The organism is Allobosea sp. GW822-FHT05A11, from assembly GCF_058800455.1.
This window is the reverse complement of sequence record NZ_JBXAMI010000008.1, coordinates 119,575-138,411: the sequence shown is the minus strand read 5'-3', so window position 1 is coordinate 138,411 and position 18,837 is coordinate 119,575. Positions and strand designations below refer to the sequence as shown.

27 protein-coding genes and 2 tRNA genes are annotated in these 18,837 nt (G+C 66.3%); 10 read left to right on the top strand and 19 right to left on the bottom strand.

Annotated features, from left to right (window positions below):
- Positions 1–156 precede the first annotated feature (156 nt).
- Positions 157–876, top strand: a complete 720-nt coding sequence (fliP, locus tag AC1RLU_RS24725; RefSeq protein WP_492798797.1) for a flagellar type III secretion system pore protein FliP — start codon at positions 157–159, stop codon at positions 874–876.
- Positions 877–989: 113 nt separating this feature from the next.
- Here fliP and rnd read toward each other — a convergent pair whose 3' ends face one another.
- Positions 990–2,129, bottom strand: a complete 1,140-nt coding sequence (gene rnd / locus AC1RLU_RS24720) for a ribonuclease D (protein ID WP_492798758.1) — start codon at positions 2,127–2,129, stop codon at positions 990–992.
- 48 nt (positions 2,130–2,177) lie between these two features.
- The gene (locus AC1RLU_RS24715; protein WP_492798757.1) at positions 2,178–2,441 is read right to left on the bottom strand and encodes a hypothetical protein; all 264 of its coding nucleotides are present in this window, start codon (positions 2,439–2,441) and stop codon (positions 2,178–2,180) included.
- Positions 2,442–2,630: 189 nt separating this feature from the next.
- Here AC1RLU_RS24715 and aspS point away from each other — a divergent pair, with 189 nt between their 5' ends.
- From aspS to AC1RLU_RS24690, 5 genes are read left to right on the top strand one after another with little or no spacing between them, the layout of a single operon-like run.
- Positions 2,631–4,409 (top strand): aspartate--tRNA ligase, encoded by a 1,779-nt coding sequence (gene aspS / locus AC1RLU_RS24710; RefSeq protein ID WP_061967270.1) that lies wholly within the window; start codon positions 2,631–2,633, stop codon positions 4,407–4,409.
- A 4-nt stretch (positions 4,410–4,413) separates the two neighbouring features.
- Positions 4,414–4,782, top strand: coding sequence for a hypothetical protein (locus AC1RLU_RS24705; RefSeq protein WP_061966898.1), 369 nt, complete (start codon positions 4,414–4,416; stop codon positions 4,780–4,782).
- Between the two features lie 8 nt (positions 4,783–4,790).
- Positions 4,791–5,099, top strand: a complete 309-nt coding sequence (locus AC1RLU_RS24700) for a hypothetical protein (protein WP_492798756.1) — start codon at positions 4,791–4,793, stop codon at positions 5,097–5,099.
- Between the two features lie 42 nt (positions 5,100–5,141).
- Positions 5,142–6,023, top strand: a complete 882-nt coding sequence (locus AC1RLU_RS24695) for a glycosyltransferase family 2 protein (RefSeq protein ID WP_492798755.1) — start codon at positions 5,142–5,144, stop codon at positions 6,021–6,023.
- Entirely contained in the window at positions 6,020–7,066 is a 1,047-nt protein-coding gene (locus tag AC1RLU_RS24690) for an acyltransferase family protein (RefSeq protein WP_492798754.1), read from the top strand. Before AC1RLU_RS24695 ends, AC1RLU_RS24690 begins: the two co-directional genes overlap by 4 nt.
- Here AC1RLU_RS24690 and AC1RLU_RS24685 read toward each other — a convergent pair.
- Complete coding sequence (locus tag AC1RLU_RS24685; RefSeq protein ID WP_492798753.1) at positions 7,038–7,751, bottom strand: CatB-related O-acetyltransferase; 714 nt, start codon at positions 7,749–7,751, stop codon at positions 7,038–7,040. The genes AC1RLU_RS24690 and AC1RLU_RS24685 overlap by 29 nt on opposite strands.
- Complete coding sequence (locus tag AC1RLU_RS24680; RefSeq protein WP_492798752.1) at positions 7,741–9,576, bottom strand: aq_1923 C-terminal domain; 1,836 nt, start codon at positions 9,574–9,576, stop codon at positions 7,741–7,743. Before AC1RLU_RS24680 ends, AC1RLU_RS24685 begins: the two co-directional genes overlap by 11 nt.
- A 204-nt stretch (positions 9,577–9,780) precedes the next feature.
- Here AC1RLU_RS24680 and AC1RLU_RS24675 point away from each other — a divergent pair, with 204 nt between their 5' ends.
- The 4 genes from AC1RLU_RS24675 to AC1RLU_RS24660 all read left to right on the top strand — a co-directional run bounded on the left by AC1RLU_RS24675 (position 9,781) and on the right by AC1RLU_RS24660 (position 10,933).
- On the top strand, positions 9,781–10,263 hold the full coding sequence (locus AC1RLU_RS24675; protein ID WP_492798751.1) for a DUF192 domain-containing protein: 483 nt from the start codon (positions 9,781–9,783) through the stop codon (positions 10,261–10,263).
- Between the two features lie 108 nt (positions 10,264–10,371).
- Positions 10,372–10,448, top strand: a tRNA-Pro gene (locus tag AC1RLU_RS24670).
- Between the two features lie 71 nt (positions 10,449–10,519).
- Entirely contained in the window at positions 10,520–10,825 is a 306-nt protein-coding gene (locus AC1RLU_RS24665; protein WP_061966904.1) for an ETC complex I subunit, read from the top strand.
- 31 nt (positions 10,826–10,856) lie between these two features.
- Positions 10,857–10,933 (top strand) — tRNA-Arg (locus AC1RLU_RS24660).
- Between the two features lie 72 nt (positions 10,934–11,005).
- Here the strand turns inward: AC1RLU_RS24660 and AC1RLU_RS24655 are convergent.
- The 15 genes from AC1RLU_RS24655 to AC1RLU_RS24585 all read right to left on the bottom strand — a co-directional run bounded on the left by AC1RLU_RS24655 (position 11,006) and on the right by AC1RLU_RS24585 (position 18,586).
- Positions 11,006–12,175 carry a hypothetical protein gene (locus AC1RLU_RS24655; RefSeq protein WP_492798750.1) on the bottom strand — a complete coding sequence of 390 codons (1,170 nt, stop codon included), beginning with the start codon at positions 12,173–12,175 and terminating at the stop codon, positions 11,006–11,008.
- Positions 12,163–12,441 carry a hypothetical protein gene (locus tag AC1RLU_RS24650; RefSeq protein WP_492798749.1) on the bottom strand — a complete coding sequence of 93 codons (279 nt, stop codon included), beginning with the start codon at positions 12,439–12,441 and terminating at the stop codon, positions 12,163–12,165. Before AC1RLU_RS24650 ends, AC1RLU_RS24655 begins: the two co-directional genes overlap by 13 nt.
- 8 nt (positions 12,442–12,449) lie before the next feature.
- Complete coding sequence (gene ssb, locus AC1RLU_RS24645) at positions 12,450–12,947, bottom strand: single-stranded DNA-binding protein (RefSeq protein ID WP_492798748.1); 498 nt, start codon at positions 12,945–12,947, stop codon at positions 12,450–12,452.
- Positions 12,948–12,950: 3 nt separating this feature from the next.
- On the bottom strand, positions 12,951–13,415 hold the full coding sequence (locus tag AC1RLU_RS24640) for a GTP pyrophosphokinase (RefSeq protein WP_492798747.1): 465 nt from the start codon (positions 13,413–13,415) through the stop codon (positions 12,951–12,953).
- A gap of 1 nt (position 13,416) precedes the next feature.
- Positions 13,417–13,647, bottom strand: a complete 231-nt coding sequence (locus AC1RLU_RS24635; RefSeq protein WP_492798746.1) for a hypothetical protein — start codon at positions 13,645–13,647, stop codon at positions 13,417–13,419.
- On the bottom strand, positions 13,640–13,915 hold the full coding sequence (locus AC1RLU_RS24630) for a hypothetical protein (RefSeq protein WP_492798745.1): 276 nt from the start codon (positions 13,913–13,915) through the stop codon (positions 13,640–13,642). Before AC1RLU_RS24630 ends, AC1RLU_RS24635 begins: the two co-directional genes overlap by 8 nt.
- 109 nt (positions 13,916–14,024) lie before the next feature.
- The gene (locus tag AC1RLU_RS24625; protein WP_492798744.1) at positions 14,025–14,918 is read right to left on the bottom strand and encodes a TAXI family TRAP transporter solute-binding subunit; all 894 of its coding nucleotides are present in this window, start codon (positions 14,916–14,918) and stop codon (positions 14,025–14,027) included.
- Between the two features lie 146 nt (positions 14,919–15,064).
- Positions 15,065–16,177 (bottom strand): DNA polymerase III subunit beta, encoded by a 1,113-nt coding sequence (gene dnaN / locus AC1RLU_RS24620; protein ID WP_492798743.1) that lies wholly within the window; start codon positions 16,175–16,177, stop codon positions 15,065–15,067.
- Positions 16,174–16,458: a hypothetical protein gene (locus AC1RLU_RS24615; protein WP_492798742.1), complete on the bottom strand. Its 285-nt coding sequence runs from the start codon at positions 16,456–16,458 to the stop codon at positions 16,174–16,176. The genes dnaN and AC1RLU_RS24615 overlap by 4 nt, the downstream gene beginning before the upstream one ends.
- 171 nt (positions 16,459–16,629) lie before the next feature.
- Complete coding sequence (locus AC1RLU_RS24610; RefSeq protein WP_492798741.1) at positions 16,630–16,872, bottom strand: DUF2312 domain-containing protein; 243 nt, start codon at positions 16,870–16,872, stop codon at positions 16,630–16,632.
- A 3-nt stretch (positions 16,873–16,875) separates the two neighbouring features.
- Positions 16,876–17,574: a hypothetical protein gene (locus AC1RLU_RS24605; RefSeq protein ID WP_492798740.1), complete on the bottom strand. Its 699-nt coding sequence runs from the start codon at positions 17,572–17,574 to the stop codon at positions 16,876–16,878.
- Complete coding sequence (locus tag AC1RLU_RS24600; RefSeq protein WP_492798739.1) at positions 17,571–17,831, bottom strand: hypothetical protein; 261 nt, start codon at positions 17,829–17,831, stop codon at positions 17,571–17,573. The genes AC1RLU_RS24605 and AC1RLU_RS24600 overlap by 4 nt, the downstream gene beginning before the upstream one ends.
- Positions 17,828–17,986 carry a hypothetical protein gene (locus AC1RLU_RS24595; RefSeq protein ID WP_492798738.1) on the bottom strand — a complete coding sequence of 53 codons (159 nt, stop codon included), beginning with the start codon at positions 17,984–17,986 and terminating at the stop codon, positions 17,828–17,830. Before AC1RLU_RS24595 ends, AC1RLU_RS24600 begins: the two co-directional genes overlap by 4 nt.
- Positions 17,987–18,056: 70 nt before the next feature.
- Positions 18,057–18,182: a hypothetical protein gene (locus AC1RLU_RS24590; protein ID WP_492798737.1), complete on the bottom strand. Its 126-nt coding sequence runs from the start codon at positions 18,180–18,182 to the stop codon at positions 18,057–18,059.
- On the bottom strand, positions 18,182–18,586 hold the full coding sequence (locus tag AC1RLU_RS24585) for a hypothetical protein (RefSeq protein ID WP_492798736.1): 405 nt from the start codon (positions 18,584–18,586) through the stop codon (positions 18,182–18,184). The genes AC1RLU_RS24590 and AC1RLU_RS24585 overlap by 1 nt, the downstream gene beginning before the upstream one ends.
- Positions 18,587–18,837 lie beyond the last annotated feature (251 nt).

Sequence of the window (18,837 nt, the reverse complement as noted above, 5' to 3'; positions counted from 1 at the left end):
GGATACTCGGCCATCCCGGCTCATCGACGCCGCGCATCGGTTGCGCGGCGTTTTCGCATCGGTAGCCTCGGTGCGCCCGGTCGCTTGAGTCGGGCAGTGGCGGCGCGCGTGAATTTCATCGGCGGACGAACGAGACGGTTTCGAAGCGGGCGCACCCTGGCGGCGGCCGCGCTGCTGCTCGCGCTTCAGACGATGCCGGCGCTGCCGCAGACGCTGTCGCTCGATCTCGGGCAGGGTGGTGGCGTGGCGGAACGGGCGCTGCAGCTCATCGCCGTCATCACGGTCCTGTCGCTGGCGCCGTCGATCCTGATCATGGTGACGTCGTTCACCCGGATCGTCGTGGTGCTGTCGCTGCTGCGCTCGGCGCTGGGCACGCAGACCGCGCCGCCGAACGCGGTGATCCTCGGGCTGTCGCTGTTCCTGACCGGCTTCGTCATGGCGCCGACACTGCGCGAGGCCTACACGACGGCCGTCCAGCCGCTCGTCGCGGGCCAGATCCAGCCGCAGGAGGCCTATAACCGCGGCGTCGTCCCGTTCAAGACCTTCATGCTCAAGCATGTCAGGGAGAAGGACCTGGAGCTGTTCCTCGACATGTCGCAGGCGCCGCGCCCGCAGCAGCCGCAGGATGTCGGGGTCGAGGTCCTGGTACCGGCCTTCATGATCTCTGAACTGCGCCGGGCCTTCGAGATCGGCTTCCTGCTCTTCGTACCCTTCCTGATCATCGACCTCGTCGTCGCCTCGATCCTGATGTCGGTGGGCATGATGATGCTGCCGCCGGTGACGGTGGCGCTGCCGTTCAAGCTGATCTTCTTCGTGCTGGTCGACGGCTGGGGGCTGGTCGCGGGATCGCTGGTGAAAAGCTACGGCAGCGGGTGAGAATTCACGAGAACGCGAATCCTGTCAGCCGCGTAAACGTGGTTCTTCAGAATGCGATTCAGGACCGCCGCCGCTCGATGGTCCGGGTCGGGTAGCCAGCGCCCCGCCTGATTTCAGCCCACGACCACCCGGCCGCGCTGGATGCGCAGGCTGAGCGAGCCGTCCTTGAGCGCCAATGCCTTCTCGCCGAAGACGGTGCGACGCCAGCCTTGCAGGGCCGGCACCTCGGCAAGATCATCGGAGGCGATCGCCTCGAGATCGTCGGTGGAGGCGATGATCTTGGGCGCGACGCGCTCGGCATCGGCGACCGCCTTGAGCAGCACCTTGAGCAGGTCGAGCACGGCGGCGCTGGTCGGCCGGCCGCGCTCGCGCTCCAGCCGGGGCAGGGTCTTCGGATCGATGGCGGCAGCGCGCTCGATCGCGGCAAGGACCTCGGCGCCGTTGCGCGAGCGTTCGAAGCCGTTGGGGACGGAGCGCAGCTCCGCCAGAGCCTCGACCGAGCGCGGACCGCGCTGGACGATATCCATCAGCGCGTCGTCCTTGAGCACGCGCTGGCGCGGCACGTCACGGGTCTGCGCCTCGCGCTCGCGCCAGGCGGCGATCTCCATCAGGTTCGGCAGTTCGCGCGGCTTGCGGATGCGGCCCTTGAGGCGCAGCCAGGCATTCTCCGGCTTGACCTCATAGGTCCCCGGCGAGGTCAGCACGGACATTTCCTCGGCGACCCAGCTCTCGCGGCCGCTGGCGTCGAGATCGGCCTTCAGGGCGAGGTAGATGTCGCGCAGATGAGTGACGTCGGCCTCGGCATAGACGAGTTGGGCCTCGTTGAGGGGACGGCGCGACCAGTCGGTGAAGCGCGAGGACTTGTCTATGCGCGCCTTGGCGAGGTCGTTGGCGAGCTGTTCGTAGCCGACCGAGTCGCCATAGCCGCAGACCATGGCCGCGACCTGCGTATCGAAGAGCGGCGTCGGCAAGACACGCCCGAGCAGCCAGACGATTTCGAGGTCCTGCCGGGCGGCGTGGAAGACCTTCACGACGGCGTCGTTGACCATCAGCCCGAAGAAGGGGGCGAGGTCGAGATCGGGCGAGAGCGGGTCGACCAGCACCGCCTCGTCCGGCGAGGCGAGCTGGATCAGGCACAGCTTCGGGTAATAGGTGGTCTCGCGCAGGAACTCGGTGTCGACCGTGACGAAGGGGTGGGTCGCGAGGCGGTCGCAGGCGGCGGAGAGCGCGGCGGTATCGGAAATGAGATGCATGGCTTCGGCTTAGCGGAGGAAGCAGGCTTTCGTCGAGTCTCGAAGCTGTCAGCGACTGATGCCGCATTGGCTCCACAGTTCACCCTGATAGGCGCGTCCGGCGCTCGCGACCCAATGGTTCCGGCGACCATCCGGATGTGGCCTCGCGTGCCTTGCGAAAACGCTGGCGAAGCAGCCCGGGTGGGCGTAGCTGCGCTTGCGTGCGATGTTCAGGCCCGCGCTGTAGGCATTGCCACGATCTTGTGCCTGCGCGGAGGCATCCGCGCCGGCGAGCAGCATGGCGGCGAGAGAAAGCGGCGCCAGCGGCTTCATTATCGCTAATCGGACCATGTCGACTCTTCCACGCGCTGTCCGGATACCTCTATGCGAGGCTAGCAGTGCGCCTACCGGATGTCGCGGCCGTTCTTGACATTTCGGGCGCGCGCGTGTGCTTAGCCGCAAGCTGCGGCTGGTCCTACGGACCGGCCTTTGACGTATTTCCGAAAGACCGATCCCGTGACCCTGCATCGCTATCGTTCCCATACCTGTGGCGCACTCCGTGACAGCGATATCGGCCAGAATGTGCGCCTGTCCGGCTGGTGCCATCGCATCCGCGACCATGGCGGCGTGCTCTTCATCGATCTGCGCGACCATTACGGCATGACCCAGGTGGTGATCGATCCTGATTCGCCGGCCTTCGCGGATGCCGAGACGCTGCGCTCGGAATGGGTCGTGCGCATCGACGGCAAGGTCAAGGCCCGCCTCGAAGGCACCGAGAACGCCAACCTGCCGACCGGTGCGGTCGAGGTCTTCGCGACGGCGATCGAGGTGCTCGGCCCGTCGGCGGAACTGCCGCTGCCGGTTTTCGGCGATCTCGAATATCCCGAGGATACCCGCCTCAAGTACCGCTTCCTCGACCTGCGTCGCGAGAAGCTGCACAACAACATCATGCTGCGCACCAAGGTCATCGACTCGATGCGCCGCCGCATGAAGGATTCGGGCTTCTCCGAGTTCCAGACGCCGATCCTGACGGCCTCCTCGCCGGAAGGCGCGCGCGACTTCCTGGTGCCGAGCCGCCTGCATGCCGGCAAGTTCTACGCGCTGCCGCAGGCGCCGCAGCAGTACAAGCAGCTCCTGATGATGGCGGGCTTCGACCGCTACTTCCAGATCGCGCCCTGCTTCCGCGACGAGGACCCGCGCGCCGACCGTCTGCCGGGCGAGTTCTACCAGCTCGACGTCGAGATGAGCTTCGTCGAGCAGGAGGACGTGTTCGCGACGATGGAGCCGGTCATCACCGGCGTCTTCGAGGAGTTCGCCGAGGGCAAGACGGTCGCCCGCAACTGGCCGCGCATTCCCTATGCCGAGGCGATCGCCAAATACGGCTCCGACAAGCCGGACCTGCGCAACCCGCTGATCATGCAGGACGTCTCCGAGCCTTTCCGCGGCTCGGGCTTCAAGGTCTTCGCGCGCATTCTGGAAGGCGAGAAGAACCGCGTCTGGGCTATCCCTGGGCCCAAGGGTGGCTCGCGTGCCTTCTGCGACCGGATGAACTCCTGGGCGCAGGGCGAGGGCCAGCCGGGCCTCGGCTACCTGATGGTCAAGGAAGACGGCGAGGGCCAGGGGCCGATCGCCAACAATATCGGCCCGGAGCGCGTCGCCGCGATCATCAAGCAGATGGGCCTGAAGGGCGGCGATGCCTGCTTCTTCGTCGCGGGCGATCCGGACAAGTTCTACAAGTTCGCCGGCAGCGCCCGTAACAAGGTCGGCCAGGATCTCGGGCTGATCGACGAGAACGCCTATGCCTTCGCCTGGATCGTCGACTTCCCGATGTTCGAGTACAACGAGGACGAGAAGAAGGTCGATTTCTCGCACAACCCCTTCTCGATGCCGCAGGGCGGCCTGAAGGCGCTGACCGAGGAAGACCCGCTCTCGCTCAAGGCTTTCCAGTACGACATCGCCTGCAACGGCTTCGAACTCGCCTCCGGCGGCATCCGCAACCACCGTCCCGAGGCGATGGTGAAGGCGTTCGAGATCGCTGGTTATGGCGAGGAGACGGTGATCGAGCGCTTCGGCGGCATGTATCGCGCCTTCCAGTACGGCGCGCCGCCGCATGGCGGCATGGCTGCCGGCGTCGACCGCATCATCATGCTGCTGGCTGGCGCCACGAACCTGCGCGAGGTCGCTCTGTTCCCGATGAACCAGCAGGCTGTCGATCTCTTGATGGGCGCCCCGGCGGAAGCCTCGCCCAAGCAGCTGCGCGAGGCGCATCTGCGCGTCAATCCGCCCGAGAAGAACGGCTGACCCCATGCCTTCCCTGCCTGCCGGGCGAGCCCTCTCGCTTGCCTGCCTCCTGACGCCGCTGCTCGGCGCCTGCGTCGCCCATGGCGAGAGCAGCAGCGGGCGCGCTTCGGCGCTGGCGACGACGGTGTCGCGCGCCATCACCTGCAAGGCGGGCTCGCCGCAGCGCACGACGCTCGACCGCTTCCTCGCGGCTGAAAAAGCGCGCGGCGCCGACGATCAGCAGATCGCGGCGGCGCGTGCGGCCTATATCGGCGTCTCCGAGGCCGAGATGGTCAATCAGGGTGTGCGACCGCAGGCCTGCACGGCCGAAGAGCGGGCAGAACTCAAGGCACGGATGGGCCGCATCCGGGCCGGGGATTTCAACACGCTCTGAGCCCCGCAATGCCGATGCCTTCGATCCTGAAACCCGCCGCGGCGGCGGTTCTGCTTGCGGCGCTCGGCGCCTGCACGGTTGCCGGGCCGATGCCGGGCACGGTGGAGTATGCCGCCGCGACGGTCTCGCGCGCCTATGATTGCGGCCTGCGCGTCGATCGCCACCGCATCATCGCGCGCCTCGACGGACGGGATCGGCAACGCTTCATCGCGGCCAATGCCGGCTACGCGGTGAAGTCCTACAAGGCGCCGCATCGCTGCGAGAGTGCCGAGCGCGAGCGGATCAAGGACGAGATCGGTACGCTCGCCCGCCGCTGAAATCGCTTGCTTCGAGCACCGCGACAAGGCCACAAGGCCGCAATGCCCGCCGCCGCCATCACCGCCATCGTCGTCAGCTATGACAGCGCCGAGGTCCTGCCCGCTTGCCTCGATGCGCTGGCCGGGGAGGGCGTGGGGGCTATCGTCGTCGACAATGCCAGCGGGGACGACAGCCGCGCGATCGCCACGGCGAATGGCGCGCGCGTGATCGCGAATGCCCACAACGAGGGCTATGGCCGGGCCAACAATATCGGCATCGCGGCAGCCGAGACGCCCTATGTGTTGATCGTCAATCCAGATCTCGAACTCGGCCGCGGCGCCGCTGCGGCGTTGCTGGCGGCGGCGGAGCGCTATCCCGATGCCGGGATGCTGGCGCCGCGTATCGTCGAGCCGTCCGGCCGCATCTTCCTGCAGCCGCGCTCGCTGCTCTCGCCACCGCATCTCAATCGCTCCGGCACGATGGCGATCCCGGAGGGCGATGCCTGCCTGCCTTTCCTGTCGGGGGCCTGCTTGCTGATCCGGCGGGAGCTGTTCATCAAGCTCGGCGGCTTCGATCCGGCGATCTTCCTGTTCTATGAGGACGATGACCTGTGCCGGCGCATGCGCGATGCCGGCCATGCCCTCGTCCATGTTCATGAAGCGGAGGCGCGGCATGGCCGGGGCCGTTCGACGGCGTCGTCGCCGCAACGGCGCTTCAAGGCACGCTGGCATCTCGCGTGGTCCGAGCATTACATCGCCCGGAAATACGGGCTGGCCGGGCCGCGGCCGATCCGCCTGCTGGAGAATATCGGCAAGGCAGCGGGCTACGGGCTGCTGCTCAGGCGCGAGAAGATGTTTGCACATGCGGGCTCGGCTGCGGGTGCCCGCGCCTGGCGGCGCGGCGAGACGGCATTGGCGCATGAAGGGCTGAGGGAAATGCCATGAGCCGGCCCACGGTCGCAGAGGCGCTCGCCAACCCGCATAACAATTTCGGCCTGCTTCGGCTGGTGATGGCGCTTGCCGTCGTGGTGTCGCATGCCTTCAGCGTGACCGATGGGCGGGTGGAGCAGGAGCCTTGGTTCCAGACGACCGGGTTCACGCTGGGCGAGCACGCCGTCAACGGCTTCTTCGCGATCTCCGGTTTCCTGGTGACGATGAGCTTCGTCCGGCGCGGCTGGCGCGACTATGTCGTCGCGCGCTTTCTGCGAATCGCGCCGGGGCTGATCGCGGCAACCCTGGTCGTGGCGCTCGTGCTGGGCGGGCTGATGACGACGCTCGACCGATCCGCCTATTTCAGCGACCCGCGTTTGTGGCGCTTCATCACGGGCACGCTGACCACCTTCAAGAGCGCTGCGGCGCTGCCGGGCGTCTTCGAAGGCAATCCGCTGCCGTTCCCGCTGGGAACGGTCTGGACGCTGAAATACGAGACCTTGTGCTATCTCGGCGTGCTGGCTGCCGGCCTCGCCGGGCTTCTGGCACGGCCGCGCCTCGCGCTGGCCGCAATGCTGGCGCTGACCCTCGCCGTCGTCCTGCGCGAGGTTATGGCGCCGCATGGGTCCAAAGGCACCGAGACGGCTTTGCGCCTGCCCCTGATCTTCCTCGCCGGTGGCGTCGTCTATCTCTATTGCGAGAAGGTGCCGCTTTCGCTGCCGCTGCTGGCTGTGGCTCTCTTGGCGTTGGTACCCCTGTCCTTCACGCCGCTCTACAAGGCGGCGCTCTATCTCGTCACGGCCTGGGGCGTCCTCGTGCTGGCGCTGGCGCCGGCCCTGACGCGGCGCTCGGTCGAGCCAGCGGCCGATCTCTCCTATGGCGTCTATCTTTATGGCTGGCCGGTGCAGCAGGCCCTGCACGCGCTCTCCCCGTCGCTCGGCGCGGTGGCGCTGCTCTGGCCGTCGCTCGCGGCGACGGTCGTCGTCGCGGCGCTGTCCTGGTACCTGATCGAGAAGCCGGCGCTTGGGCTCAAGCGCCGATTGATGGGCGCTTCCTGAGCGCTTCCAGCAATTCGTCGAACCGCTCGGAGAGCAGGAGCGGGATCAGAGGCTCGATCTCGGCGCGGGGACGGTTCCACCAGGCGGTTTCGAGCAAGGATGCGATCCGGGCCTCGTCGAAGCGCAACCTGACGACCCGTGCCGGGTTTCCGGCGACGATCGCATAGGGCGGCACGTCGCGCGTGACGACCGCGCGCGCCGCCACCACGGCGCCATGGCCGATCGTCACGCCCGACATCACCATGCATTGCGATCCGAGCCAGACATCGTGGCCGATGACGACATCGCCGCGAGTCGTGTCATGGCCGGTCATTCCCGCTGCCTGCGGCCAGAGCCGGGGTAGGGCGGGGAAGGGGTAGGTCGTCGCCCAGTCGAGCCGGTGATTGCCGCCGAGCAGGATCTCGACGCCATCCGCGATGGAGCCGTAGCGCCCGATCACGAGCCGGGCGCCGCTCTCGGGGAAGCGCACCTTCGGGCGGCCATAGGTATAGGGGCAGACGGTGAATTGCCCCGGCCGCCGCGCGACGAGCTTCGCGAGGTGCAGCCGGGTCTGGTTGTCGGGGTTCAGCCGCTTGCGCAGCCAGCCACGGGGAACCTGCGGCAGGCCTGCCCACCAGGCCTGAAGGCCTGACGGACGCCAGTCGCTGTCCTCGGGCGCGATCACACCCTGTTCTTCACTGCGCATCGGCCTTGAGATCGATCTTCTCGAAGATCTCCGTCGGCTCCGTCATGGTGATGACGTCCGCAAGGCCCAGCCCCGTCGCCGACTTGGCGTTGGCGGAGACCGTCAGGGTGCCGGGCTTGGCGACGAAGCGGGAGGCGGCGCCTGCCACGGCCTTGGCTCCGTCGGAGGGGCCGAGAATGGCGGCCAGCCCGAGGCTCGCGACCATCGTGAATTGCTGGCGGACGTCCTCGACCTTGCGCTTGGACTTGCGCGCCTCGTTCTCGATCAGCTTCTCGACCAGCCCGAAATTCTGCAGCTTGACCTGCAGGTTGCGGGCGGTGGCGCCGAGCGCGGCCACCTGGGCGAGGGCGAGGTCGCTGGCGAACAGGTCCTTGGTGACGTTGCCGAGCGTGCCGGAGGCCTCGATCTGGGCAAGGCCGGCGCTGCCGAAGGAGAGCGTGCGGATGGCGATCTCGTTCTTCGCCGCTTCCCAGGCGAGATCAAGCTTGGCCGAGAGATCGAGCGAGCGGATGCCCATCGCGATCATGTCCTTGGCCGCCGGGTTGCCGGTCGCCTCGGAGACCGGAGTGACGAGTTTGTCGATCGTCAGCGCGAGGCTGGTCGGGATGCCGTTGAGCTGCTCGCCCGCCTTGATCTCGAAGGTGCCGAGCGAGATCTTGACCGGCTCCTTGCCGGTGATGATCGCCGGTGCGTCGATCGAGATGCCGGCGAGACGCACCGTGCCGAGCGTCGGGATGAAGCGGCGGAAATCGATCTCGTCCATCGGCTTGTCCGGTTCGGCCAGCGCCGCCCGCAACTCGCGGATGACGGAGCCGAAGGCGAAGCCGGAATAGGCGATCGAATCGATGCCGCCCTTGGCTTCGCCCGAGCGGAACTGGAAGCCTTCCATGGCGAAGCCGGATTTCGCCGGGGTGTTCTCGCCGAAGGCCATGCGGGCGATCCGCATGTCGACCGCGTCGACCTTGGCGCTGGCCTTCGGCGGCGGGCTCACCGTCATGACGAGATCGCGGGCCTCGCCGCTGCCGTATTCGAACATGTCGAAGAGCGCGAGCATCGAAAGGCCGAGCTGCCGTTCGGCCTCGGTCTTGGCCGGCGGCTTGTCGGCGTCGGTCTCCTTGTCGTCCTGCTTGCGCTCGACTTCCTCGCTCGCCTTGGCCAGGCGCGAGACCACGTCGAGGAGCGGCTCGGGGCCGACCCTGGCGGCAAAGCCGCGCGCCGTCGTCTTGCCGAGCGACATCTTGCCGGCCTTGCCCATGTCCAGGTTGTAGCCGTCCTGCTCGAAATTCCCGATGACCGGAAGCATCGCCTCGCTGGCGCCGGGCGCGGCCTTCTCGGTCAGCACGCGCGTGATCTGGCGCAGGTCGAAGGCGTCGAAGGCGGTGCGCTTCAATTCGCCCTTCATCGGGCCTGTGGCAGCGCCATCGGCGGTGATGCTGGCGCTCGCCGATTCGCCATGGCCGATCTTGCCCTCGCGGATATTGGTCAGGCGGATGTCGCGATAGACCGTGGTCTGCTTCTGGTCGCCGACCGTCTGCACCAGCGACAGTTCCGGCGCGCTGATCTCGGCAGCGTTCAGGCGTGCAGCCCTGGCCGAAGCGGATTCGTTGGCGGAGGCGCCGGTGAACAGCGCCAGGAAGGCGTCCTTTTCCAGTGTCGAGCCCTTGATCGCGATCTTCGGCGCGTTGATCACGAGCTTGCCGAGGTCGATCCTGACATTGTCGAGCTGGAAATCGGCGGCCCAGGCGGAGGAGGCGAAGGACATCAGGACGGCCACCAGGGCCGTGCCGGCGAGGTGCGTCGTCCGACGAGGGCGCGCAACGATCATGGATATCTCCTGCTTCAATAGCCCGGCGAAACTGCCGCAAGCGGATGACGAAAGAAAGCCGTCAGGGGACGCCGCGTGGCATCCCGCATTCATATGATGACGAAAGGCTTGACCGAAAGGCGGCGAAGGCGGCCATCTGCCGAAGATTTGCCATCGGCCTCTTCTAGAGCGCAAGAGGTCATGGCCGCCACGGAGCCCAAAGCGATGCATGCCCTCAGAAACGCTCTCGCCGCCTTCGCGCTGGCGCTGGTCGCATTGGCACCGGCCGGACTGCAAGCGCAGGGCCAGCCGGCTGCCGCCGGGGGAGCGGGCCTCGAATCGCTCGTCATCGTCAGCGGCGGCACGCGCCATGCCTTCCAGGTCGAGGTCATGCGCACGCCGGACCAGCGGGCCAAGGGCCTGATGTTCCGCAATTACATGCCGACTGACCGCGGCATGCTGTTCGATTTCGCAGTGAGCGAGCCGGTGGCGATGTGGATGCAGAACACCTACATCTCGCTCGACATGCTGTTCATCCGGGCGGACGGCACGATCGCGCGCATCGCCGAGCGCACCGAGCCGCTCTCGACGCGGACGATTCCCTCGGGCGAGCCGGTGCTCTCGGTGCTGGAGATCAATGGCGGCGTCAGCAAGCAGCTCGGCATCAAGCCGGGCGACAAGGTCGAGCACGCCCTGTTCAAGCGCTGAGCCTCCCAGCGGCACGTCCCTGCACAAGCGGAATGCCTTGCGGTTGGCTTTCGCTTGCGGGTTGCGCCTGTGGCATGATAGCGAACCGCAACGTTTGGATTGCTTCGTCGGGGTATAGCGCAGCCCGGTAGCGCATCTGCTTTGGGAGCAGAGGGTCCCAGGTTCGAATCCTGGTGCCCCGACCATCAATCCACGCGTGTATAGGAAGCGGTTCGCGTCGCGAACTGCACAGGTTTGGTGACGGCAGAGCGCTTTCATGACCGCACGCATCTATCGCCCGGCCCGCACGGCCATGCAGTCCGGCACGGCCAAGACCGAGCGCTGGCTGCTCGAATACGAGCCGGAGGCGCCGCGCCAGATCGAGCCTCTGATGGGCTGGACCTCGTCGTCGGACATGAAGAGCCAGCTCAAGCTCTGGTTCGACAGCGAGGCCGAAGCCGTCGCCTATGCCACGCGCAACGGCATCGCCTATCGCGTCGAGCAGCCGAACGAGGCCAAGCGCCGTTCACTGTCCTATTCCGATAATTTCAAATTCTCGCGCGTCGGTCAGTGGACGCATTGAAGCCGACAGGCGAGGGGACATCCTCGCTTTCGGGCCCGTAGCTCAGATGGATAGAGCAGCAGCCTTCTAAGCTGCTGGTCGCTGGTTCGAATCCAGCCGGGCTCGCCATAATATCAAGCACTTAGCCTGTCTGGCGGTGCTCCTGAAGTTGGAAGAAGTCTGCTGCTTTCCAACTGACATTCAGTTTTCGTTCTGGCCGCGGCGCTTCTGGCGCCCCGCGAGCCGGGCCTTGTCGAAGGCCAGCACAGCGTCGACATCGACCGGCGCATAGGTCTTGTGCAGGGCATTCGAGGTCTGGATGCTGTTGGCGAGCTTCGCCGAGAGCAGGCCCGGGTTGGAGCTTCCGCTCGCATTCGCCTCGCCGCTGCCGGACCGGCGCATGTCGCGCAGCTGGCGATCGTCGCCTTCGTCGCGGATCGTCGCGAAGGCCTTGGCCATCTCGTGATCCTTGAACGGCTGGCCGTTCGCCTTGCGCCAGAGATAGGCCTCCGGCGTCAGCTCGAGGCCTCGCCAGGCCCAGACAGATTCGCAGAGCTTCTGCGTGCGCCGGCTGACCGTGCCGATCGCGGCACGGCCGGTCTTGATGCGGCCGTCCTTCGAGCGGTCGAAATACAGGGCTTTTCGATCGCCCTGCTTGAGATAGGCCACATGCCTTCCCGTGAGCAGGCGGGTGTCACCGGGCGAAAACAGCGTGTCCCAGGTCACCGCGATCATGCAGGCGAGATCGAACTGCCTCGCCCGAATCGCGCGCTTGACCAGGATGACGGCCTCGCCCTCGGTATAGGTCTGCCAGCGTGGTGGCGGCGCCTTGTTGCGGAGGCCGAGCGAAGGGTCGTCGCCCCGCGCGACCTTCATCGCCCGCATGACCTTCCAGAGCTTGCGCCAGAACTTCAGTGTCTTGTGTGCGACGCCGGTGCTGTGCTCCTCGACGAGCTCGGCGCGCCAGTCGTCCAGCAGCTCGAAGGTGAGCGTGTCTGGAGCGGCGTCGCCCCAGGCATCGCGGACGCGATACCAGGCCGGCCAAAGCACCTTGTTGCGGGTGCTGTGGGGCATGGCATCCCATGCCTTCGTCCTGATCCAGCGCTGAAAGGCCTCGCCGACAGAGTTCGCTGGATAGCGCCGTGCGGCCTCTGCCGTCTCACGCGTGGCGTCGGCCGCGACCGGGGCGGGCGTCTCGCCGCGCAGCACCTTCAGCCATTCCTGATAGAGGTCCACCGCAATCTTCTGGCTGCGCGCGTCGTCGTCGCCGAGAGGCTTCGGCAGGAACCCCTGCGCCTGCATGGCCTTGGTCGGCTGCCAATAGCGCTTGCCGTTCTTGACCGGCGAATACGGGATCTTCACTTGCCCCATCTGCGTGCTTTCCGCTCGGCCGCGAGGTCGGCAGCGTTGCGTGCGCCCGGTGCGCTCGTCAACTCGGGGAAGAGATGAGGCGTGCGCAGGCGCCGCCAGCGCTCAAAGGCCTCGGGGTCGATCCGGTTCGTCATCGGGTCCGGCGCCGGCAGGCCGCGCTTCAGGTATTCGGGCAGGCGCGCGCGAAATGCCTCGGCGCTGTCGAAGCCGAGGGTCCGGGCGACGGTGGAAAGCGGGAGGTCGTCGACGAGCTGCGCGCGTGCCATGGCAAGCCTCAGAACGGGATATCATCATCGAGGTGAGCGCTGCCGCCTCCCGATGGACCGCTGCTGGAATCTCCGTTCTTCGCCTGGCTGTAGCTCTGGCCGCTCTCTCGCGTGCGGGTCTGCCCATAGCTGTCCTGCGAGGGCGGCTCGCGCTCGGCCTTGTCGAGCAGGGTGAGCTCGCCGCGGAAGCGCTGGAGCACGACCTCGGTCGAGTAGCGATCGGCGCCGCTCTGGTCCTGCCATTTGCGGGTCTGGAGTTGGCCCTCAAGATAGACCTTCGAGCCCTTCTTCAGGAATTGCTCCGCGACCTTGGCCAGCGCCTCATTGAAGATGACGATGCTGTGCCATTCGGTGCGCTCCTTCCGCTCGCCCGACTGCTTGTCGCGCCAGGTCTCGGAGGTCGCGATGCGGAACGAGGCGACGGGCTCTCCCTGGGCGGTGCGACGAATTTCCGGGTCCTTGCCCAAGTTGCCGACGAGAATGACCTTGTTGACGCTGCCGGCCATGGGTCAGTCCTTTTCAAAGATGGAGAGGTATTCGAGGGCCTCGCTGTATTTGCGAGATAGTCTCGTGCGATCCGTTCGACTGAGCTTGGCGAGCCGCGCGGGGTCGGCATTGTCGGCAATGTCGAGCAGTTTCACCTGCCTCGCGATTGCATTGCCTGCGATCCGAATGAGGTAGCTCTCGTAAGATTCTTGTTGCCGCCTCGTCATGGCATCGACTGCAAGAATTACGGTGCTTGAAAATCCAAGATTTCGGAGCTTGTCTAAGCTGGTCGGCGTATCTTCAACGACGTCATGAAGTGCGGCGACAATCGCAACTTCGATGGGCTTAGCTTGCTCTATCGCCCGGACGACCATCCGGAGCGGGTGGGCAATGTAGAGCGCTCCTCCGCGGTCGACGGCATCGCCATGAACCAGTGCTGCGAGAGAAAGGGCCGCCGGCAGGCCGGCGCCGTCAGGCACTGTTTCCATGTCAGGCTCCGATCTGGCTGAAGAGGTCGCCGGTCTCGCGCCGCGCCGCCTGGGCGCGCAGGAGCGGGGCGGCGATACGGTGATTGAGCTCGGCGCGGATGATCGCGGCCGTGGCGAGGATGTAGGCGCGGCGGGCTTCGCCGCGGCCGCGCTTCTTCGGACACGCCTCGGCCTTCGCGAGGGCGAGTTTCGCGTCGAGGCGGCGCCGGCGGAGGGTCGCTAGACTACTCATCGTAATCGTCCCAACTGCCATCGTCGGCCCAGCCATCGATATCTTCGTTGATACGATCCTGTTGACGCTGAAAGCAGGGCCGGCAGATGTGATAGACTGGCCCGCCGAGCCCCTCCTCGTAATCGCGCGTCCAAACCCGCTCGGCGGCATCCTGCTTGCACCAGTCGCAGCGTCCTGAGCTATCATCGCACTCGTCGCGCATCCTCTTGGCGCACGTGTCGCAGAGATCGTGCTGCTCCGAGCCAAAGCTGTCGGTCTCGCCTTGCACGCGAACCGTCGCAGGTTCGCTACAATCATCACACTGGATTCCTTGAGGCGGGCAGCTTCTTTGACCGGGCAGCCCGCCTGGGCCGCGAACATCCGCCATCGCCCGTCCCTCACTTCGGCGTGACGAGCTCGGCGATGGCCGGCTTGGCGGCGGCGAAGCCGCGCAGGATGCGGTCATAGGCGCCGGCATTCGCGTCGATCCAGGCGATATTCGCGACGAAGAGCGCGTCGACCGTGATGGTCTTCACGGCCTTGGTGCCGTAGAGCGTGCCGCCCGGCTGGATGCGCGGATAGGTGCCGGCCGGGATCTCGGAATAGCCGTAGACCTCCTTGCCGCGGGCGTCCTTGGCGACCTTGCCCATGTCCCAGTCGTCGGTGCCGGCGAGCACGATGCGATCGCCGTTCTGCTGGGCGTCATTCCGGAGATAGCTCGAGCCGAGAGCGCCGACCCAGAGCAGGCACTGCACCTGGCTGCCGTCAGCCACGGCCGAGAGCGCCCGCACGCCACTGCGCGTGTCGATCTGGACCGGCGCATAGCGCTTCTTGTCCGCCAGCACGAAGGCATCCCAGGTGGTGCGGGCGCCGGAGCCATCTGGGCCGACCGCGACGCTGTGCTTGTTCGTCAGGTCGGTGACGCGATCGACCCCGGAACCCCGGTTGCAGAGCAGATGCGCGTGCTCCTGGTAGAGAACGCCGGCGCGCTCGATCGCGGACAGCGCCTGCGCATTGCGGCTGGAATAGACCAGCAGCGCATCGGACTGGACGAAGGCGCCGTCGCATTCGCCCTTCACGACCTTGTCGAGGTTGTCGAGCGACCCTTGTGTCGGGATGACGTCGAGCTTCAGTGAATTGGCCGTCTTCTTCAGGAGATGGCCGGCCTTGAAATAGTTGCCGGCATCCGAGCCGGTGCAGAGCCGGAACGCCGGCTGCTGGGCAAAGGCGGTGACGCCGAACAGCGTCCCGAAGGCGAGGGCGGTGGCGGCGGTGAAAGCAAGGCGACGCATGGCAGGAACCTTTCAGGTTTGGCCGATCAGCGGCCGAGGATGCGGGTAAGGCGACGGGTGAGGCGCACGACACCGATGATCACCGTGCCGAGACCGATAAGCGCGAGGACGTCGCTGAGGCGGGTGACGAGTGCCCAGAGCATCGGTCAGACCCTCATCGGCATGAGCACGGTGAGCAGCGGGCTGCCCTCGCGCGTCTGGAGGATGGCTGGAGCGCCAGGCTCTGAGAGCTTGATCTTAACGGTGTCGCCGCCAAGGATGCTCAGGATCTCGCTCAGGTAGCGGGCGTTGAAGCCGATATCGATCGCATCGCTCTCGTATTCGCAATCGAGCTCTTCGCGGGCCGAACCGGAATCTGGGTTCGTGACAGTCAGCTCCATCTTGCCATCGGACAGGGCAAGCTTGACGCACCGCACGCGCTCTCCCGAGATCGTGGCGACGCGATCGGCTGCCCCCGCCAGTGTCGGCGCATCGACGGTGACCAACTTGTCGTTGGCGAAGGGGATGACGCGCTGATAGTCGGGGTAGACGGCTTCGATCAGCTTCGACGAGAGCGTGAAGGCTCCGAGCGTGACGCGGATCTTTTCGCCGCCGAGGCTGATCGACAGCGGCTCCTTGGCCTTGTCGACGAGCCGCGCGATCTCCGCCACGGTCTTCCGGGGAAGGATGCTGTTGGGCATCCCGGCGGCTCCCTGTGGCAGGTCGACCTGGTAGCGGGCGAGGCGATGGCTATCCGTCGCGACGGCGGCCAGAACGGATTTGCCATCCTGCTCCAGCGTATGGAGGAAGATGCCGTTCAGGTAATAGCGCGACGCGTCCGTGCTGATGGCGAATTGCGTTGCGGCCAGCAGGGCGCTGACAGTCTCGGCCGGAAGTTCGAATTCATGGGTGAAGGTGCCGGGCGTGATCTGCGGGAAGTCGCTGACCGGCAGGCCCAGCATCTGGAAGTTCGAGCGGCCTGACCGCAGGGTGACGCTTTCCTTGCTCGCCTCGATCGTGATCCGGCTGTCATCGGGCAGCTTGCGCACGATGTCATTGAGGCGACCGCTGGGCACGGTAATGCCGCCCTCGGTTTCGACCTCTGCTTCCGCCTCGCCGCGAATCTCGATGTCGAGATCGGTCGCAGTGATGCGCAGGCGCCCGCTCTCGGCGTCGAGCCTGACATTGGCCAGGATCGGGATCGTGTTGGTCCGCTCGATGATGCGGACCGCGGGAGCCAGCGCCCGTAGAAGCGCCGCGCGATCGATGACGAATTTCATGGGGCGCTCCGGAGACAGTCGCCGATACGGTCGGCGATGATGGCGAATTCGGACGGGAGGGCTCGGCCGAGGTGGACCACGGCATCCTCGACCTCGCCGCGCATGGCGCGAGCGCGGGCTTCGTCCAGCTCGTGCTCGTCAACGTGCAGCGAGGCGCGATCGTCCACGTCTTCGTTGTCGTAATGGATAAGGCCGTAGCCGAGGCGGTCGGCGATCGTGGAGAGGGCCGCCGAGACCGAGGCATCAGCCGGCGCATAGCCGGCCAGATGCGCCTTGAGCAACGCGAGGGCATCATTTGTGGCGATCGAACGCGCGGAAGGCTGTTCCGCGCAGACTGGTTGGTCCATGGCGAGCCTCTTGAAGGGATGGGTGCCGTCTCTCCGTGCTGTCACTGCTTTGCTGGTTGCTTGGGCTGCAGTTTCGCCCGCATCCGGTCTCAGCTCCGGATCGCGTCAGGCCGTTTCGCCGACCGCTTGCAGATAAAGGTCGAGGATGGCTTCCTCTTCCTTGCGCTCGTCCAGGTCGCGCTTGCGGAGCGCGATGACTTTCTTCAGCACCGCAACGTCGTAGCCGGTGCCCTTGGCCTCCGCGTACACCTCCTTGATGTCGTCGGAGATGGTCTTCTTCTCTTCCTCGAGCCGCTCGATGCGCTCGACGATGCTCTTGAGCTGATCGCCCTGAACGGGATCATCCATGGTCTAGGTCTCCTCAAGCTGGCGGCGCGCTCCATCGCGGCGCGGTCCGGATTTCGACGGGGGATTGCTGGTGATGCCGCCGAAGCGGTCCGGCAGGTACTTGCGCAAGCGGTCGCGGAATTCATCGGCGGCCTGATGCCAGGGCCATGGCGTGATCCGGCCGTGCAGGCGGATCGGTTCGGCCGCCTCGACCGCCTCATTCCAGAGTTTGACCTGCGGGCCGAGCAGATGGGCCTTCTCGGTGGCGAGCAGGCGCAGGTCGATCTGCTTGACCAGGTCGCGATACTGCGTCGGGCAGCCGTTTCCGCCCATGCCAGCTGCCTGATAGATCGACACGTCGATGCGGAACTTCATCAGCGCCTGCATCTGCCGGACGACACGTCCGCCATGGCCTGGCCAGATGACCTCGGCCGTCTCGATCTCGGCCTCGGCATTCGGCGAGGTCTTGTCGGTTAGGACGTATTCATGCGCGTCGTGGAGCAGGAAGGCCGCGGCGGCGGCGCGATCGCGGCCGTTGCGATAGACGAAATCCGCGCCGATGACGGAATGTTGTGCGACCGAATACGGGCCTGCACTGACGGCGCCGGAGAAGCGCGCGATTTGGGCGAGCTGCTCGGCGACATCGTTCATCAGGTCGATGACGCGCCAGTCCGGCCGCATGATGTCGAAGACGCGCCCGGTCGTGGTGGGGAGCCAGGTCATCGCGGGAAGTCCTCGAAGCAGAGATACTCACCGGGCTCCAGCGCGAGCTTGGCGCCCTCGAAGGTGAGGCAGAAGAAGAGGCTCGCTGCCTTTCGGGCCGGCGTGCCGCCCTCGGCTTCGCCGGCTGTGACCATGCCCTTCCACTGCTCGGCGCATTCGCCGCTTGCCGGAGCGAAATAGCGATTGCGATAGCTCTTCCGCATGGGGTTCGGCAGGCCGAGCGCATGGCGCGCAAGTTCGCGCTGGGCCGGGGTCATGCTCGCCCCCCGAAGAAGCGGTCGAGCCCGATCTGATCCATCTGGAGCTTCCAGAGGAGATTGTTGGCGCGGAAGCGGATATCGGCCGGCGCGCAGGCGCAGGCGAGGATGGCGTTCATCAGGTCGATGAGCGACTGACGCTGGCGCTCGGTCATGCGCGCCTCCGAAGCGAGTGGCGCAGCGCCGTGGCGCCGGCATAGGTGAGGAGAAGCCAGAGCCCGGCCATCACTGCGCTCCGAAGATCAGCAGCAGCGCGAGGATCACGGGCGCGCAGGCGAGGGCGGCGGAAGCGATGAGGACGGACCAGACCGCGATGAGCAGTCCGAGGGGCGGTGCATGTTCGCTGTCCATCACGCCCCCAGCATCTGGCGCGCCAGCAGCGCGACCGGCAGGGCGAAGATGGCGAGCGCCGCGGCCTCCTGGCGCCAGCCGGGACGGCGGACGGTGGAGCGGTTGCCGGTGGTGCGGCGGGGCTTGCGGTGCGCCGCCTCATAGAGCGCGAAGGCGCGGGCGCCGTGGCGCGCGGTCTGGGCAGGCAGCCAGCCGATGCGGGTGAGCTCGTCGAGCGTGACGACAGCGGCCTCGCCGCAATCGTTCACCAGCGCGCCGATATCCTCGACCATGCGCTCGGCGATGTTGGCTTCGGTGACCATCTGGCTGCGCTTGAGCGGCCAGATATAGCCGTCATCGACGGCAGCGCGGCTTTCGAGAATGCGCCGGCTCGACGTGTCGGCAGGGTGGGCGGCTTGCGACAAGGCGGCCTCCATCGGTGAAGAATGACCGATTGAAAGCACAGCTTTAAAACAAGCGCAAGCAGAAATGTAAGGGCCGCTTTAGAAGCGAGAGTCAGGAGTGTGACGAATCACTCTGGACTCATCGGTTTGCCTCTGCTTCAGATGTGAGAACGAAATGAGAACACGGGGCGTTGGGAATGGTCGTCGCGCAGCAGGAAGAAAGCGGCCAAGCGGAGTTGGCCTGCGTCGCAACGGTGCGTGTCGAGTGTGAG

Bases quoted from the DNA above. Each gene is read 5' to 3' on its own strand.
- AC1RLU_RS24705 (WP_061966898.1), top strand. From the start codon at position 4,414: ATGCCTTCCCTGCCTGCCGGGCGAGCCCTCTCGCTTGCCTGCCTCCTG.
- AC1RLU_RS24605 (WP_492798740.1), bottom strand. From the start codon at position 17,574: ATGACCTGGCTCCCCACCACGACCGGGCGCGTCTTCGACATCATGCGG.
- AC1RLU_RS24635 (WP_492798746.1), bottom strand. From the start codon at position 13,647: ATGAGTAGTCTAGCGACCCTCCGCCGGCGCCGCCTCGACGCGAAACTC.
- AC1RLU_RS24665 (WP_061966904.1), top strand. From the start codon at position 10,520: ATGACCGCACGCATCTATCGCCCGGCCCGCACGGCCATGCAGTCCGGC.
- AC1RLU_RS24590 (WP_492798737.1), bottom strand. From the start codon at position 18,182: ATGGACAGCGAACATGCACCGCCCCTCGGACTGCTCATCGCGGTCTGG.
- AC1RLU_RS24600 (WP_492798739.1), bottom strand. From the start codon at position 17,831: ATGACCCCGGCCCAGCGCGAACTTGCGCGCCATGCGCTCGGCCTGCCG.
- AC1RLU_RS24655 (WP_492798750.1), bottom strand. From the start codon at position 12,175: ATGGGGCAAGTGAAGATCCCGTATTCGCCGGTCAAGAACGGCAAGCGC.
- dnaN (WP_492798743.1), bottom strand. From the start codon at position 16,177: ATGAAATTCGTCATCGATCGCGCGGCGCTTCTACGGGCGCTGGCTCCC.
- AC1RLU_RS24690 (WP_492798754.1), top strand. From the start codon at position 6,020: ATGAGCCGGCCCACGGTCGCAGAGGCGCTCGCCAACCCGCATAACAAT.
- AC1RLU_RS24685 (WP_492798753.1), bottom strand. From the start codon at position 7,751: ATGCGCAGTGAAGAACAGGGTGTGATCGCGCCCGAGGACAGCGACTGG.
- ssb (WP_492798748.1), bottom strand. From the start codon at position 12,947: ATGGCCGGCAGCGTCAACAAGGTCATTCTCGTCGGCAACTTGGGCAAG.
- AC1RLU_RS24625 (WP_492798744.1), bottom strand. From the start codon at position 14,918: ATGCGTCGCCTTGCTTTCACCGCCGCCACCGCCCTCGCCTTCGGGACG.
- AC1RLU_RS24610 (WP_492798741.1), bottom strand. From the start codon at position 16,872: ATGGATGATCCCGTTCAGGGCGATCAGCTCAAGAGCATCGTCGAGCGC.
- AC1RLU_RS24695 (WP_492798755.1), top strand. From the start codon at position 5,142: ATGCCCGCCGCCGCCATCACCGCCATCGTCGTCAGCTATGACAGCGCC.
- AC1RLU_RS24675 (WP_492798751.1), top strand. From the start codon at position 9,781: ATGCATGCCCTCAGAAACGCTCTCGCCGCCTTCGCGCTGGCGCTGGTC.
- AC1RLU_RS24640 (WP_492798747.1), bottom strand. From the start codon at position 13,415: ATGGAAACAGTGCCTGACGGCGCCGGCCTGCCGGCGGCCCTTTCTCTC.
- AC1RLU_RS24595 (WP_492798738.1), bottom strand. From the start codon at position 17,986: ATGACCGAGCGCCAGCGTCAGTCGCTCATCGACCTGATGAACGCCATC.
- AC1RLU_RS24715 (WP_492798757.1), bottom strand. From the start codon at position 2,441: ATGAAGCCGCTGGCGCCGCTTTCTCTCGCCGCCATGCTGCTCGCCGGC.
- AC1RLU_RS24700 (WP_492798756.1), top strand. From the start codon at position 4,791: ATGCCGATGCCTTCGATCCTGAAACCCGCCGCGGCGGCGGTTCTGCTT.
- rnd (WP_492798758.1), bottom strand. From the start codon at position 2,129: ATGCATCTCATTTCCGATACCGCCGCGCTCTCCGCCGCCTGCGACCGC.
- AC1RLU_RS24650 (WP_492798749.1), bottom strand. From the start codon at position 12,441: ATGGCACGCGCGCAGCTCGTCGACGACCTCCCGCTTTCCACCGTCGCC.
- AC1RLU_RS24680 (WP_492798752.1), bottom strand. From the start codon at position 9,576: ATGATCGTTGCGCGCCCTCGTCGGACGACGCACCTCGCCGGCACGGCC.